Annotated in this window: 7 protein-coding genes; all 7 read right to left on the bottom strand. The window is 53.9% G+C overall.

The annotated features are described in order from the left end of the window. Window positions 1-170 precede the first annotated feature (170 nt). The 7 genes from argF to K9N21_19485 all read right to left on the bottom strand — a co-directional run bounded on the left by argF (window position 171) and on the right by K9N21_19485 (window position 15,342). Window positions 171-1,091, bottom strand: coding sequence for an ornithine carbamoyltransferase (argF, locus tag K9N21_19515; protein MCF8146101.1), 921 nt, complete (start codon window positions 1,089-1,091; stop codon window positions 171-173). A 285-nt stretch (window positions 1,092-1,376) separates the two neighbouring features. After that, window positions 1,377-2,111 carry a YkgJ family cysteine cluster protein gene (locus tag K9N21_19510; GenBank protein MCF8146100.1) on the bottom strand — a complete coding sequence of 245 codons (735 nt, stop codon included), beginning with the start codon at window positions 2,109-2,111 and terminating at the stop codon, window positions 1,377-1,379. A 226-nt stretch (window positions 2,112-2,337) separates the two neighbouring features. Next, a complete protein-coding gene (locus K9N21_19505) occupies window positions 2,338-3,873 on the bottom strand; it encodes a GAF domain-containing sensor histidine kinase (GenBank protein MCF8146099.1) in 1,536 nt (511 codons plus the stop codon). A gap of 783 nt (window positions 3,874-4,656) precedes the next feature. After that, window positions 4,657-10,188 carry a carboxypeptidase regulatory-like domain-containing protein gene (locus tag K9N21_19500; protein MCF8146098.1) on the bottom strand — a complete coding sequence of 1,844 codons (5,532 nt, stop codon included), beginning with the start codon at window positions 10,186-10,188 and terminating at the stop codon, window positions 4,657-4,659. Between the two features lie 457 nt (window positions 10,189-10,645). After that, window positions 10,646-11,842, bottom strand: coding sequence for a FecR domain-containing protein (locus K9N21_19495; GenBank protein MCF8146097.1), 1,197 nt, complete (start codon window positions 11,840-11,842; stop codon window positions 10,646-10,648). A 145-nt stretch (window positions 11,843-11,987) separates the two neighbouring features. Then, window positions 11,988-13,670 (bottom strand): tetratricopeptide repeat protein, encoded by a 1,683-nt coding sequence (locus K9N21_19490; protein MCF8146096.1) that lies wholly within the window; start codon window positions 13,668-13,670, stop codon window positions 11,988-11,990. Between the two features lie 337 nt (window positions 13,671-14,007). Next, the gene (locus tag K9N21_19485; GenBank protein MCF8146095.1) at window positions 14,008-15,342 is read right to left on the bottom strand and encodes an adenylate/guanylate cyclase domain-containing protein; all 1,335 of its coding nucleotides are present in this window, start codon (window positions 15,340-15,342) and stop codon (window positions 14,008-14,010) included. Window positions 15,343-15,555: the final 213 nt, after the last annotated feature.

The following is a 15,555-nucleotide window of genomic DNA, read 5'->3' as shown; positions in this document are numbered from 1 at the left end:
GGGGTTGATCTATTTGTAAGACCGCTCGGTTCATAACTGTGCATGTCTCCGGCGAGAGTCTTCAGGAAAGCCGGATGCGGGAAATCCGCACGTCCGGTTTGAGGAGGGGGAGGGGATACCCCCCTCCCTACTCTACTGTGAGATATGGTTATTCCGGCTGTCAGGCCGTGTCAGGAAAGGAGGTAATCCAGTATGGCCGCGGCCCCGTGCATCTTGTTTTCGGCCTGCTGCCAGACGATGGACCTGGGCCCTTCGATGACGTCGTTGGTGATTTCCAGGCCCCGGTGGGCAGGGAGACAGTGCATCACCACGACATCGTCGGCCGCGATTTCCAGCAGTTCGGCATTAATCTGGAAACCCTGAAAGATCTTGAGTTTTGTCTTTTCTTCTTCTTCCTCCCCCATGCTGACCCAGACGTCTGTATAGAGGATGTCGGCCCCGGCCGCCGCCTCTTCCGGGCGATCGAATACATTCAGTCTGGCTCCTGTTTTGGCTGCAATTTCCGTCGCCGTGCGCAGAATTTCTTGGTCCGGGGCATAACCTTTGGGGGAGGCCACATCCATGTGCATGCCTGCCAGGGCGCAGACCAGCAGCAATGAATGACAGACATTGTTTCCATCGCCGATATAGGCAAGCTTGAGCCCCTCGACCCGCCCTTTTATTTCGAGGATGGTGAAGAGGTCGCAGATCGCCTGGGTGGGGTGGTCGAGGTCGCTTAGGCCGTTGATCACCGGAATATTGGAATGACGGGACAGGTCTACCACTGTCTGATGGGCATAGACCCGTGCAACAATAGCATCGAGATAGCTTCCCAGCATTCGTGCCGTATCCTCGATCGGTTCCCCCCGTTTGATCTGGAGGTTGCCGGGGGCGAGATAGATGGTGGCGCCGCCCAGCCGGAGGATGGCCGACTCGAAGCTGGTCCGGGTCCGGGTTGAGGGCTTCTCAAAAAGGATGCCGATAACCCTGTTTTTAAGAGTGTCGATCGGTTTGCGCGACCTGATGCGGGATTTAAGATCCCGGGCCCTCTCGAAAATGGCGAACAGGTCCTCTGAGGAGAGATCGGCGGCTGTCAGCAGTGACCTTGTCATGGGATACCTCCGCTGGTTGAACTGGAACCGCTAGTGAACGCTAGTGAACGCAAATAGACGCAGTGCCTGAACGAAACCACGGGAAATCAAGAAACAGTCGAATGTGAGAATCTGTTTTGTTAAGCTTGAATTTATTCCATCAATTTTCAATTTTCAATTCTTCAATATTCAATTGTGCCTGACGGGGTTTTCGTCAGGCACAATTTACTGCGTCTTGTTGTCCGTTTATCCCCTCATAATTTAATTGAATATAAATTTCAACCGATTATTTGTCCTTCAAAGCGCCTAAGGAAAGAGGGTTTGGTCGAGGTATGCAAACGCCAGGTCTAAGAGCGCCGAATCATCCTTCATCAACCTGTTGCGGGCCGAGGGTTCAATCTTGTAGGCCTCCGCCAGGCCGCTCTTAAAGACAAATTCCCTGAAAAGATCGATGTTGTAGCAGGCCACCAGGACCTTCTGCTGCTGCCCTTGGTTCAGGTGGACGCCGCGGTCCCTCCTGGGATGGAACAGAAGGCCCAACATCCTGTCATTCATCTGAATATAAGGGCCAAGCCCCTGCTCTTCCTGCCAGTCCGCCAAACTCTGAATCTTTTCTTCCTTTATCCCCTGACAGTACGGCGTATCCAGGAGGTAGAAAAATGCCTCGGGCGGGGTCCCGTTTTGCCCTATCCCCGACGATCGTCCCAACGGATAGAGGCGGCAGGCCGTGGGCCGGTCATCATAGATGGTGCACCCTTCGGAACCGACAAACGGGCACTCCCCGGTCCCGTCCCCCATTTTCACCGACAGGATCGGGAAGCCGGACAGGGGATCCAGGCGGTAGAGCGCATATTGTTCGAGGAAATAATCCGAGTGAAGCCCGAGGGCCTTCCGTATCCTCAGAATGTCGTAAGGCGTTAACGGAAGATGCTTGTTCCGGCAGCACTGGTTGAAGCACGAAAGACCGTTGTGACACGAAAAGCAGAAGGTGTCGGTCAGGCCCAGCCGCTTTTCAGCAGCGGGCGCCGAATCTAAGAACATATTGTTTACTACTCCCTAAAGCGGATACCCGCAACCAGAATATCACACAAAGACACAGAGCACACAAAGGATCTTTTTTTTGTAAAGAAACGGCAACATGCCCTTTTCTTTTGTTCTTCGTGTCTCCGTGTGAGTCTATATAATAATATGTACTGAGATACAAACAGATTTTCTTGTTCCTTGTGAAAGAAAACTAGGCGAAAAGATACTAATATTCACCGCTCTCTTATCTCGCCCCCTGATCCCGAACCTGTGAAATGGCTACCGGAAAGCCTACGGAAAAGGTGGTGCCCCCTGAAGAAAAGCAGTCTGATGTGGTCTTTATAAACGGGCAGGTCGATATTCTTCCCGGGCATTCATCCGTGTCATTGGGGATGAATCGGCAGCGGGTGCTTTCAAATTCCACCGAAAATCCAAAGCGTTCCGAGAAGACCTTGGTCCGCAGCAGATCCGAACCGCTTCCCCCTGCATTGAACTGGTAGGGCCTTTTTGACGAATAGTTCATTGTGTCCTGGGTATGGAAAAACCCATGGAAGATCAGCTTCTGGTTTTGGGGGCTGATGCCGACGCCGTAATCGCGAATATAGACGCAGATCTCATGGTCCGTGCAATTGAGACCCATCTCTATCCGCCCTTCATCCGGGGTATTTTCTATGGCATTTTTTAAAAGGCCTTCAAAAACCTTCCTCAGGACCCTTTCGTCAGCATTCAATACGTGTCCCTTCTCAAGATCCGTGATGATTTCCAGGTCCCTTTCCTGTATGGCTGAAATGGCTTCATTGGATATGACGTTCAACAACTCACAGAGTTCTGTCCTTTCTGCATGCGTATCCTCAATGCCGTAAACCGATTCGATGCGCTTCAGGACCCGGGCCAGGGCTTCGGCGTGTCGCGCATCCATTTCGTCACCGCATTCTTCCACAAAATCAGCCGCGGACGCGACCATGTAACGAATCTGGTCCTTTTCCTTGAAGGTTCTCAGATTGAGTATGTCGTCAATCTTCGCCTGAAGTTCCGTCAACCGCTTCACATTGCGTATTCCCCTATGGATCATTCTTGACTGTTTCGGGTCATCTCTTTCATGAAGGTCCTTGAAAAGGCGGTCAAAGATGGTTGCGATAAGCGCCAGCGGGGTTTTCAGTTCGTGCGACAGGTGATTTATGGCCCTTTCAATCGCCTTATTCAGATCCTTCAGCTCCTCGACAACCATCATATTTTCCAGGGCGACGGTCACGTAATTGGAGACAAAGGTCAATAATTCCATGTCGTCGTCGGTGAAATCACCGGAACGCTTGTTGAGAGATTGAAGTGCGCCGATACAGCGGCCGGCCCAGTTGACAAGGGGGACGCACATGATATTTCTGGTCCTGAATCCGGATTTCTTGTCCACCTCGGAATAAAAGCGCGGATCGTTGTATGCGTCATTAACGGATACCGGCGCCCGATGGCTGAAGACCCAGCCGGCTACCCCGTAATCCGAAGGGATGCGGATCTCCCTCTTTTTCAGCCCGACCCCCACAAGCGACCACAGCTGGTCCGCCTTTTCATCGTGCAGGAATACGGTGCTCCGTACAGACTCCATGACCTCATTGGTCTGATAAATGACCACCTCAAAGAGGCGGTCCCTGTCCATTTCCGAGGCGATGACCCGTCCCACATGAAAGGCCTTCTTGTATCGGCCGAGCCGCTCCCTCATGACCCGATCGCTTTCTCGTCGGTCGGCTGCAAGGATTCCCGGATCTCTTTGATCATTATCGGTCATTTTGGCCTCCCGTTGTTCTCACACAGGGCCATCCCATAAACTGCCCAAAAGCGGCATAGCCGAAACCCATCCCGCCCAGGCGGTACTCACACAGAGCCACAAAGCCCACAAAGAAAAACCCTCCAAATGGCTGTCTCGGTTATTTGACCGGGGTGAAACCCTATACCGCACTATTCCAATCAATTAGAAGGCTATTACAACAACAAGAAACTCTGTGGCTTTGGGGCTCTGTGTGAGCGTTCTTTGGTTCTGTGCCGGCTTGTCTGGGTTAGAATCGTCGACAGGGTCTTTCGCAAGCCTGATCAGATAGTGGAGGCGGTTCAGGTCATGGGTTGAATGGCGGGGCTATGCTTCTACCAAACCTTCCCCTAGTGCCGCTTTGTGCAGTCGATTATCAAACGTCAACAAGAGCAATTCAGGCAGTTCCTTTTGAAGATTTTTTGCCGTGGAAAGATGCCATAAATCCGCCCCTCTCAGAGGCCATTTTTCCGAGAGAAACCGGACCATGATGCATTGAGGCCAAATCGTCAATTTCCTCCAGGGGCCTTCTTCAAGCGCTTCATATGCTAAGACACCGGAAAGGAGGGTCTCTCTTTGCAACAGGCTTCCCGCGATCCGTCAACATGATCTCGCTTCCCTTACGGGCCAGCGTGATCAATTTGCTCAAATGAATTTTTGCCTATCTGATACCGACCGTTCTGGTGTGCATCACCCCCTCGCATTACCCCCATAACTTGTGGTCATTGTAACCACAATGGAATCGGCGTGTCAGGGGATCATTCACTATTCCACCGTTATCCCGACCGAATCCATCCAGGTGGCGTCCGGGATCCCATCCGCATTGCCGTCCACGGCAAAATAGAAGATGTAGTGCCCTTTCGGGAGGGGCATGTTCAAGACCTCCACGGGCGTGGATAGCGGGATCAGAGGGGTCTGGATGCACCGGTGGATACCGGGCTGCCAGCCCATCGTATGAATATAGGTGTACCAGGAAAAGGGGGTGTAGGCCGCCAGCCACCAGTCCGCATCCCGACCGGCCCAGGCCCCGGGGTCGAGGGTGACGGCTACGGAGACCAGGTTGCCCGAAGATACCGTGATGGACCCGTCCTGGCCGTTGGCCTTGATGTCGGATGCAGGCTGCGCCCCGGGCGGCGGCGGGGGCTCTTCTTCATAAACGCGGTTCAGCTTTTTTCCTTCGAGTCCCCTGCCGGCCTGGACAGAGAATTGGGTCCCGCTGTTGTCGGGTGGGATGAGGAGTCTCACATCGTTTTGGGCCGTGACTTTGAAGAAGTACCCGGTTCCCGGCGCAAGGGAGTCCCCTACTCCGCGTTGCACATAACCGGAATAGGGGCCGGTTCCGGTATACTCCCACACCACATGTCCGGTCAGAGGATTGGCCTCGTCGGTAATGAAATAGGTGTTTGTCCCGTCGCTGACCGCAATTTTGGACAGTTCTATTCCCGTGTCGCTCCAGGGGAGGCCGATCATGTGCCATGAATTACCCTTCAGATTCATCGGATATGTCCCTTTTGGTTCGGTGCCGCCTGAAAAGAGGACCTCTGTGGCGTCCCGGCTGATGATCCAGGCGGCATTGCCCGGGGCATAGGGCATGGACTGGATCGAAGGGCTGTTTATCTCATAATACGCGTTGTTTACATAGAGAAAGATGCGCCAGCTACCCATGGGATTATAGAACCCCAGGGTCTTTTCCATGAGTTGCAGGAAGTCCTTGACGGTTCCGGTATAGAGCGGCACCGTGAACATCCGGTAGTCCGTTGCCACGCCTGTCCCGCCCGGAAGGGTGTAAACATACTGGGACAGGGGCGCGCTGGTGATGGTGCGCAGGGCTGACATGGACATGTTTTTTGGATCTGTGGGGCTGTCAGTCACAAGGACCTGCCATTTGTAGGACCCGTAGGGCGCCCTTGGCACGCTGTCGGGTATGGTACAGGAGGTTTCCGTACTGTAGGGCGATTCGTACCAGACGATCCGCGAATTGTAATCGCGTATGCGAAGCTTGTAATAAAGGGTCCGGCTGTCCGAGACCGGCGCCCAACTGAATGTGCGCCCTGTATACACGTAGGCATTGGGGGCAGGGGACCTCGATGCCTCGGAAATGGGTGAAATGGGGTTGTATGTGAATGCCTTGGTCTGGGTGTAGGTGTTTGAATCCGTATCCGTTAACTCAAAGGTGTAGGTCCCGTCAGGGGTGGGTAGAGGCCCGCCCCCGCTAAAAAACCCTTCGAAGACGGGCGTGTGAAATCTAAAACTGCGGTTGTTGTGGAGATAGACGGTCCCATTCGGCCCGGTGACATTGAAGGAACTGATATCCCACGGGGCCAGATTAATATTGCGGGCCGCAAACCAGTTGGCTGAATAATCAGGGCAGGCGAATGAAAGTGTAAATATTTCTGTCAGATCGGGGGGGAACGCTTTTGTGCCGGTGTAGAAATAGAGGGTGTCGCTGAAATGCCGGTTCTCCCCGGTCACGTCATTGACCCGGACCCACCAGTAATACGGGGTGTCGGGTTGGAGATACCCTTCGGGGACCGTGACCGTTGTGCCGCCGGTTGTCTCGAAGTACCATATGGCCTGGCCGTCGCAGTCATAAATAAATAGCTGGTAAGTGAATGCGCCGGCAACCTCATCCCAGGTCAGGGTGGGCGTGGTGGTCCCCACATAGGCGTAATTGTCCTTCCCTTCCACCTTCATGGTGGATGAAGCCACTTGTGGGACAGTGGCGTCATAGGTGAAATTCCTGGTCACCGTGGCTGTACGGCCCAGGCTGTCGGTGATCACGAAGGCATAGGCGCCGTTTTGTAAAACCGATGGCACACTGGCAATATATGTGGTGCCCAGTTGCCTGAAGGGGGGTTGAAGCATATTTAAGTTAAATGTTCCCGAGGGACCGGTAGCCGTAAAGGAGGCCACATCCTGCGGGCTTGGACCGCTGATGCGTGCCCAAATATGGGTCTGGATGGTTCCATCTGCGAGATGGGCTGAAAAGAGCGCGCTGGAAGTGATTTTCGGCCCCGGGTAGGCATCCTTGGATGAATCCAGAGAGAAATTGACGGGTGATGTGTTGCCTCCTGAGACGACGGTCACGCTGTCGGCCTGATCGCAGATAAGCGTGCCGCCGCCGTCGTTGCCGTTCCACCATTCCAGCTGGTAGTGCTGAGGCGTGGTGCATGCCGCGTTGGCCGCGAGATAGTAGGTCTGGGGCGGGAGATTAGAAATGGTGTAGTTGCCGTTGGCGTCGGTCTGTGCCCCTGCATATCGATTGCTCGCGCACTGGTGCATGAAGGCGCCCACGCATACGTTTGCCAGAGGGGTGACGCCATCGCCCTTAAAAACCTTCCCTGAGATGGAGCCGCTGGTCCCCATGGAAAAATTGATGTTGGGGGTGGTCTGACCTGGGCCGATCCATACGGCCGTAGCCCAGTGGGGGTCGTAGGCGTTGTTGTAGTATTCAGTCAGGTACCCCCCGCCCGAGGCCTCAACTTTCAGGTATCCCGGCTGTACGTTGGTTAAGCTGTACGTCCCGTCCGACTGGCTCGTGGTGCACCAGTTGGTACCGCCCGGGAAGGGCCAGGCGCAGATCTGTATACCTCCAAGGGGCGTCGTTCCGTTACTTTGGTACACGGTGCCGGTGATGGTTGTGCCCTCGACGTTTATAAGTGAAAAATCGATCCCGGGCGTGTCCTGGCCTATTGTTATGGGCACGGCCGTGGCCTGATCACAGGTGAGGACGTTGTTGTACCATTCGTCCCTGTAATACAGACCCGAACGCGGGGAATCTGTATTGACATACGTGTTGCCCTGGGGAAGGCCGGCAATACGGTATTCACCGTTCGGGTCTGTATTCATACTCCCTAACCAGTTGCCGCCGCAGTTTTGAGAGTGTGCGACCACTTCAAGATTCGGGATTGGATCTCCGTTGGTGTCGGTCACCTTGCCGGATAAGGACCCTCCGGCTGCAAGGACAAAATCAATGTTGCCTGTGGTTTGCTCCACCTCTGCGGCCACTGGCGCTGCCTGGTTGCAGTCGGGTGTACCATCCCCATCATTCCACCATTCCAGGACATAATTCTGATACACGTGACTGCCAATCGCGAGAACATAATAGGTGCCGGTCGGAACAACCACCATGTATTCGCCGGTTTCGTTTGTTGACGAGTGGTACCAGTTTCCAACGCATTTGTTGTCGATCGCATTTACCGTTATGTTGTTCAACGGATTTCCGCCGCCATCGGTGACCCGGCCGGAAATGACGCCGCCAGCATGCAAAGAAAAGTCGATGTTGGGGGTATCATCGTCCACGGTTACCTGAACCGCCGTGGCGTAGTCGCAATCGGTAACATTGTCGTACCATTCGGTTATGTAGGCCAGACCTGAACAGGTGGCGCATGCCGTTACGTAAGTATTGCCACCGGGCAGACCGGTAATCTGGTAGTTCCCGTTTACGTCCGTCTCGGTGCCCCCCAACCAGTTGCCGCCACAACCTTGAGCCTCCGCATATATATGGAGATTCTGGATTGGATCGCCGTGAGAATCGGTCACCGTGCCGGATACAGATCCCCCGGCTGCAAGGGCGAAATCGATGTTCCCGGTGGTCTGGTCGGCCAGGGCGGTTACAGACGTCGCCAGCCTGCAGTCAGGTGTTCCATTGCCCTCGTTCCACCATTCCAGGGTGTAATTCTGATGGGAGGGGAATGCATGCGCCACAACATAAAGCTTTCCTTCGGGAACAGGAATAGCGTAGTCCCCGTTTTCGTCTGACACAGATCCATACACATTTCCATTGCATTTGTTGTCAACCGCATTCACGCGTATATCGCTCAACGGCGTGCCTGTTGAATCGGTGACCCGGCCTGAGATGGTTGCCGTATAGGTGCCGGAGTATTCGTAGCAGCCGATGTCAAAACCCGACCCCTGGGGTCTTGGGTCGCCGTTGATGTCGATCGACACCGGATCGTACGGGGGATTTGGAAGAGGGGGGATCTTATCGATACACGGAGAGCCAGGCTGAAGGGCGTGGCCGGTGGCGGCGTACTGGGGGTCGGACGAGATGTCGTTCCCCCCGGCGGCGCACCCGTAATAGTTGACAGAACCACCGGCCCCGTTGTTCCAGACGTCGTTGTAATCAATGGTCGTCACCGGTCCATCGCACCAAATGCCGCCTGCCCCGAAATTGGTGATGATGTTGTATTTTATATCCGGATCGATAGTGGCCGTGGTGGAGTTTCCCACATGGATACCATAATATGGGCCGTGATCCAGGGTGTTGTGGTAGATGACGGGGCTGGCCCCTGCAAGCCCGTCCCAGCTCTCCACGCCAATGCCCTGAATCATGTTATACAGACTGGTATCGGTTTCATAGATCAGATTGTTCCAGATCTGAGGGGAGGCTTCGTAGGTCTCTCCCGCAACCATGATGCCGTCGCCGTTGTCGTAGACCCTGTTTTGCCAGATGATCGGGCTGCAGCCCTGGACCAGTATCCCGAAGGAAAAGTTCTCGTACACCCTGTTTTGGAAGATAACGGCGTCGCTGTATTCCACATAAATGCCGTCGCCGCCTTCTGTGGTGGTCGTCCAATAGATCGCACTGTTCAATACGGCAGAGTCGGGAGAGGATTGTATCTTTACCCCGTAGTCCCGATTGGAATAGATCTGGCAATTGTCAATGGTATTCCCGGTCCCGGTTTCTTGAAGAAACACGCCATAGCCATTGTGGTGGATGTCGCACGCCTCGATGATATTGCTCTGGCTCCCCGCCCCGGTAATATAGACCCCATATTCGTTATACTGGAGGTTGCAATTGACCACGGCATTGTTTAATCCGGAAATCATAATGCCGCTGCTGAATGCTGCGAAATTCTTGATGACAAGGTTGGTGACCACCGCGTTCGAGCCCTGAATCTCCAGCCCATCCGCCCAAATGGCGGCGCCGGTGGCGTCGATGACGGGTTTGGGGTCATCATTGCCAAGAATGGTCACGTAGCTCTGCATAAGAATCAGTTCGGCATCGGCCTCAGCGACCACGCTGTAGGTCCCTTGGGCCACGTACACGATGCAGGTATCCGTTGATGTGAGGGGTGAGAGGGCGTTGATCTGCTGAATGGCGTAATGAAGGGTTTTCCAGGCGCCAGCTCCTGAAGATGTGCCGTGGCCTGTGTCATCGGTACCGTTGTTGATGTCTACATAACGCTCATATGTGGCAGCATGACAGGGTATGGGCCCGGAGAAGAGGAGCAGGCAGAACCCGAAAAGGAGAAAAGTAAATGTTTTCTTTGTTGTCCATTTTTTGATCACCATCACAAAACCTCCCTGTAAAAAACACCCCTTTCCCCTCGCCTCGCTTCGGGGACGCTTGAAAATTCATGCCATTTCTCTGATGATGCCCGATTGCAGGGCCATTCAGTCTTCAAAAGAACGGGATCGCTGGTTGTATCATCGTGACTTCACGATCCCGGTTGAGTCATAAAACTTGATGCATTCGTAAAAAGTCGTCACCCCGTTGAAAAACGGGGTCCAGAGGTTTTGTAACTGATTGAATATACTGGATTCCGGCTTTCGCCGGAATGACGAAAAATGACATTTCCTGACTTTTTACGAGACCATCAAACTTCCGGTATGCCGCGGTGGCTGGTCCCTTCGGAATAGGGCTTCGAATGCTTCTCGTTTATCACATTGACTTGCCCCGGTTTAGATTTCCCGGGAATGAATTTATCGCCCATCGCCTTTAAGGTCAGGGAAAGCGAAGGTCTTCATTTTAGCCTCCCGGCGGCGTTGGAGGTCCGGGCAATGTGGTTGTCGACCATGTGGTCGTTGTTGTCGGCCGCGTCGTGGTGGTCGACGTTGTGGTCGTTGTTGTCGGCCAGGTCGTTGAGGATGTGGACGTGCTGGAGGTGCTGGACGTGGACGTGCTGGAGGTGCTGGATGTAGATGTCGTTGACGTCGACGTGGTTGAAGTTGTGGATGTCGTCGAAGTCGTTGATGTGGTGGACGTTGTAGACGTTGTAGACGTGGATGTGGATGTAGACGTGGATGTGCTCGTCGTTGTTGTGGTCGTCGTGGTCGTCGTGGTGGTTGTCGTTGTTGTCGTCGTAGTGGTCGTAGTGGTCGTAGTGGTCGTAGTGGTGGTGGTCGTGGTTGTTGTGGAACTCGTGGTGGTGGATGCCCCCAGACTTCGTTGTGTCGTTGAAGGCTGGGTCGTGGTGGGCGCGGTGGTGGTTGACATTGTGGTGGTGCCCTGGGTCGTAGAGGCTTCCGTTGTCGTTGCCTCGGTAGTGGTGTCTTCGGTAGTGGTTGCGTCGTCGAATTCCATTTGAAGCTGCTTGAACTGGTCCTCGGTTAGCAGGACCGGCATGGAGGGATCATCACCTTTCAGGACGTTGGTGGAGAAATTCTGGGTCAGGTCGATAAATTGTTGAGGCGTGAGGACGTTTGAGACCTGAACCATATTTTCGAAACAGATCACCTGGGTAATGGTGCTGGACTGGACCCAGACCAGAAAGAGGGTCCCTCGAACCCCCACCACCGCGGTCGGGGTGCGTATCTCGAAGTCCTTTTTCTTGAACTTCATCAGGTCCTTGGCAAATACCCTGACCTTTCCGATATCCACCTTGAAGGATGCGGTCCGCTTCTGTTCCTTGGCATTGAATTCAAACTGATCCAGGTTGAGGTCGGCCTTTTCCCCCATGGTCAGGATGCTGCCGTCCTTGAGTTCGATGCGGAGCGTGGAATCGGGGCCGGTCTTGATATGGTCCCCCAGAAGAACGGGCATTCCCACGGTGACCTTCACAGGACTGGAAACGGCCTGCCTGATAAGGGTTGCCGTCCCCTTGAGCCGCGTCACCTTGCCGATTGCGTCGGCGGCATGCGCTGTCAGAGGGAGGACTAAGAGCAACAGGGCCATGGCCATAACCCGTTGCAAGGAGGTGCTCGAAAAAAATGTTCGCATTTTCATTTTCATCATGGCGTCCTTACCGAAGTATTCTCACACAGAGACACGGAGACACAAAGATGGCTCAATACGTGTGGTTGGATCTTTTTCTTTGTGGGCTCTGCGGCTCTGTGTGATGCCAAAAGGCATTGCGACGATCCCTCAATTCTCAAAAGCTGTATGTCAGAGATAGAATATACATGTTTTTTTCAAAGGTATACAGGTCTTTATTATTTTCATAAAAGTCGGAGTCGTTTTTTAAATGGATATAGTTGAACGTGAGGAGGAGCCGTTCGATAATATAACGGTTCAAGGTGACGCTCACCGTGTATGTCTTGTCAAGTCTCTCGGAGATCGGAATGCTGAATTCAGGATATTCGGTCCGCATGTATGCAAAAGATACGTCGCCCGTGATGCCCCAGTATATGGGAGCCGAAATGCCTGCAAAGAATTCGTGATACCTGTAAACAGAACTCTTGTCGCCGGATTGTTCATAGGCATGCCGATATCCCACCCTGGGAAAACATTCGGTTCCCGGAATCTTGTAGGATTGGGTAATGTCGGCCCCGTAACGGGAGGCGTCCGCGGTGATCCCATCCAGATAATCTTTGATCTGGTAGCTGAAATTGATATCGGTCCTGAGATCGTACGGTTCCAGGATGGTGATGGAGGGCACAAAGCTGTGCATCCGCAGTCTCGCATATGAGTTATTGGCAAAGGTGAGATAGATGGGAGGATTGATGCTCTGCTTTTCGCCACCGGCATAAAAATAACTGAAATCATATTGAAAACGGAAATAGACCGGATGAAAATTTCCTTGAATATAGGCATGGGGGCTGTGGGAAGTGACATTGTTTTGGGTCCAGTCCCTGTATCCTATGCTGAAGAGGGAGTATCCCGCCCCGATTTCCAAGTCTTTTCGGTTGAGAAATTTGTATCCGCCGATGAGAACGAATGTCTGAAACTGGTCCCCTTCGCCCAGACCGCCGCTGACAGGTCCGCCCGTAATCTCTTCCAGGGGATTGCGGGGGACATTGTCATCATAGCCCCAGTTGAGTGTGGTGGTAAGATACCATGGTTTTCTGGCCCATGCGGCCCGGCCCACATGGGGAATGGTCTGGCCGGCGCTTTGCCCGAGAGGGGTCTGGGGAGCGATCTCAAAGGCCTTCTTGAACATGAGATCGGCGTTTTTAAACTCCTCCCTTTCCAGGTCGATGGCGCCGATCATGTAATAGGCCAGTTGGGTCTCTTTCGGGTCAAGCGCTTTGGCCCTGTTGAAGCAGCGGATGGCCTGTTCATATTCCTTGAGATTCTTGTAAACATAGCCCTTTTCAATATAGACGCGGGCGCTGTCGGGCGCTGCCGCTTCTGCCAGGTTGAGGGTGTCTAACGCCTTCTGATATTGACCCTGGCTGCTGTACAGGCCTGCGATATCAAAATAGGCCTTGAAGTAATCTCCGGGATTCTTTTCAATCAGCGACTCAAATATCCGAAGCGCCTCATCCTCCTTTTTAACGCGGGCATAGGCAACACCAAGATAATATTGGAATTCCATGTTCCCCGGTTCGAGGGAAAGGGCCTTTTGAAAGGATTGTTCGGCCGCCTCGAAATCCTGCATTTCCAGACCCTCAATCCCGTCGGCGAAATAATCGAGGGCGCTGTTCCGGGGCGCCCCCGCTTGGGGTTCCGAGGATTGGGCGAGCAGAAATCCCTTCTCTGCCGATGTATTGGCGTCTTCGTGGGAGATCCCCGGCTGGACAGCTGGACTCCGGGCATGGGAGAGTGGAGAAAAGAGAACGGAAAACAGAAGGAACGCCGTGGCGAAGGTGAAGCTTGGCCTGATCGATGACATGCGGCCCCCTATCGAACGCGTCGCGCAGACAGCGGGACTCCCGATGAAATACCCGGCATCGGGATCCCGGAGAAGTTTTGTATTATGGTGATATGGATACTTCGTGCCTGAACGAAAACCCCGTTGAGGCACAATTGAATATTCAAGAATTGAAAATTGAAAACCCATGGAACAAAATTTACATTAACAGAACCTCTTCTCATATTTCACTGTTTCTTGATTCTCCGGGTTTCAGTTCGGGTACTATTTAATGATCAACATCACGTGATAAGAGCGCCGGGTGCGGTGCACCTTACCCATTTATGTAAGGATTGTCAATAAAAATCAAGGGGAACTCCTATTTGGTGCTTAAACGGAACACCCCGTCCCACGCCTGTCCAGGACCTGTCGGCGGGTTTTCCTTGAACATCCTGCACCGCTGGATATAGACCCCCGACGGGGTAATGTCGGCGTCCGGGAATCTTTCGAGCTTGAGGGACTCGGAAAATATTGCGATGGCCGGATCCCATTCCATCTTGAGGTAGTGCTGTATCCCCTTCTCAAAGATGCGCGCCAGTTCCTGCTCCGCAGGATCGAGTTCCCCTTTCATGGCCCATAGCTCATAGACCCGGATCGGTTCGGTCTTGCCCACCACGGCAATGGTGTCGATAAAGCGCGTCTCCACCATATCCCGGACCCTGATGTGCTCGCTATTTTCATCCATGTATTCAAAGGCCAGTGTGTTTTCGCTGACCAGGGTGTATACCCCGTACTGTTTTCCGGCGGATTCCAGGCGGGCGGCCAGATTGACCGGGTCGCCCATCATGGTATAGTTCATGCGCATGGCGCTCCCCATGTTGCCCACCACGATCTCCCCGGTATTGATGCCGATCCGCATCCGCATCCGGTGGACGATCCCGGGCCATTTGTCTCCGGGGGTCCATTCCTCCGGAGGAAAGCCCTGGGTGTTGGGATCGGGCTCGCCGGGACCTTGCTTTTCATTGCGCCACTTTTCGCACAGATGGAGGAGCGTCTGCTGCATGGCCACGGCCACCCGGCAGGCCCTCAGGGGATGATCCGGGATCTCCATGGGGGCCCCGAAAAAGGCGATGATGGCATCCCCTTCGTACTTGTCCAGGGTCCCCTTCTGGCTGATGAGGATGTCCGTCATGGCCGACAGGTACTCGTTGAGGAGCTCTACCAGTTGGTGGGCGGTGAGTTTTTCCGAAAAGGTGGAAAAGCCCTGGATGTCGGTGAAGAAGGCGGTGACGGGCCGGGCCTCCCCGCCCAGGGTGGGGATGGTTTTGCTCCGGTACATCTCGTCGATGAGTTCGGGGGCCAGATAGCTCGAAAAGGTGGTCTTGAGGAATTTCTTGTCTTTTTCCTCGGTCAGGACTTTATACACGACGATGCTCACAAAGATGACCGCGTTGGAAAAGAGGAGGGGCGTTGTATGGAGGAAGAGAGATTGGGACCAGAAAAGGGCCAGGGCCGTTATGAGGGTCCCTAAGAAGAGGAGGACGAAAAGCCCCGCGCTGATCCGGATATTGATGAGCCCGTAAAGGAGGCTGCATAACAGGCACATGCTGAGAAGAAGGAGAACATCGAGGTGCGGGATGTCCGATGATGCCCGGAGGGGGTTTTGGGTGACCACCGTGCTGAAGGCGTTCATGATGACGTTGACGCCGGTCATGGCGCCATAGGGGGTCTGGCGGACGTCGCCGAGCCCGGTGGCGTTGGCCCCGGTGAAGATGAATTTGTTGTAGTACCTGTCAAACTGTTTTCGGTATGCTTCGGTGAGGGCGAGAGTGATTTCTTTTTCGCTGAGGAAATGGGCCGGGTCCTGGCCCACCTCTTTACCAAAGGCCGGATAGATCTCGATAAGGCTTTTGAGCGTGCCGGGCCC

This window comes from Deltaproteobacteria bacterium (assembly GCA_021737785.1).
Lineage (GTDB): Bacteria > Desulfobacterota > DSM-4660 > Desulfatiglandales > Desulfatiglandaceae > AUK324.
This window is presented reverse-complemented; position numbering and strand designations above follow the sequence as displayed.

Coding starts and splice junctions, on each gene's coding strand:
- argF (MCF8146101.1), bottom strand. CDS start 1,091: ATGACAAGGTCACTGCTGACAGCCGCCGATCTCTCCTCAGAGGACCTG.
- K9N21_19510 (MCF8146100.1), bottom strand. CDS start 2,111: ATGTTCTTAGATTCGGCGCCCGCTGCTGAAAAGCGGCTGGGCCTGACC.
- K9N21_19505 (MCF8146099.1), bottom strand. CDS start 3,873: ATGACCGATAATGATCAAAGAGATCCGGGAATCCTTGCAGCCGACCGA.
- K9N21_19500 (MCF8146098.1), bottom strand. CDS start 10,188: ATGGTGATCAAAAAATGGACAACAAAGAAAACATTTACTTTTCTCCTT.
- K9N21_19495 (MCF8146097.1), bottom strand. CDS start 11,842: ATGAAAATGCGAACATTTTTTTCGAGCACCTCCTTGCAACGGGTTATG.
- K9N21_19490 (MCF8146096.1), bottom strand. CDS start 13,670: ATGTCATCGATCAGGCCAAGCTTCACCTTCGCCACGGCGTTCCTTCTG.
- K9N21_19485 (MCF8146095.1), bottom strand. CDS start 15,342: ATGACCGGCGTCAACGTCATCATGAACGCCTTCAGCACGGTGGTCACC.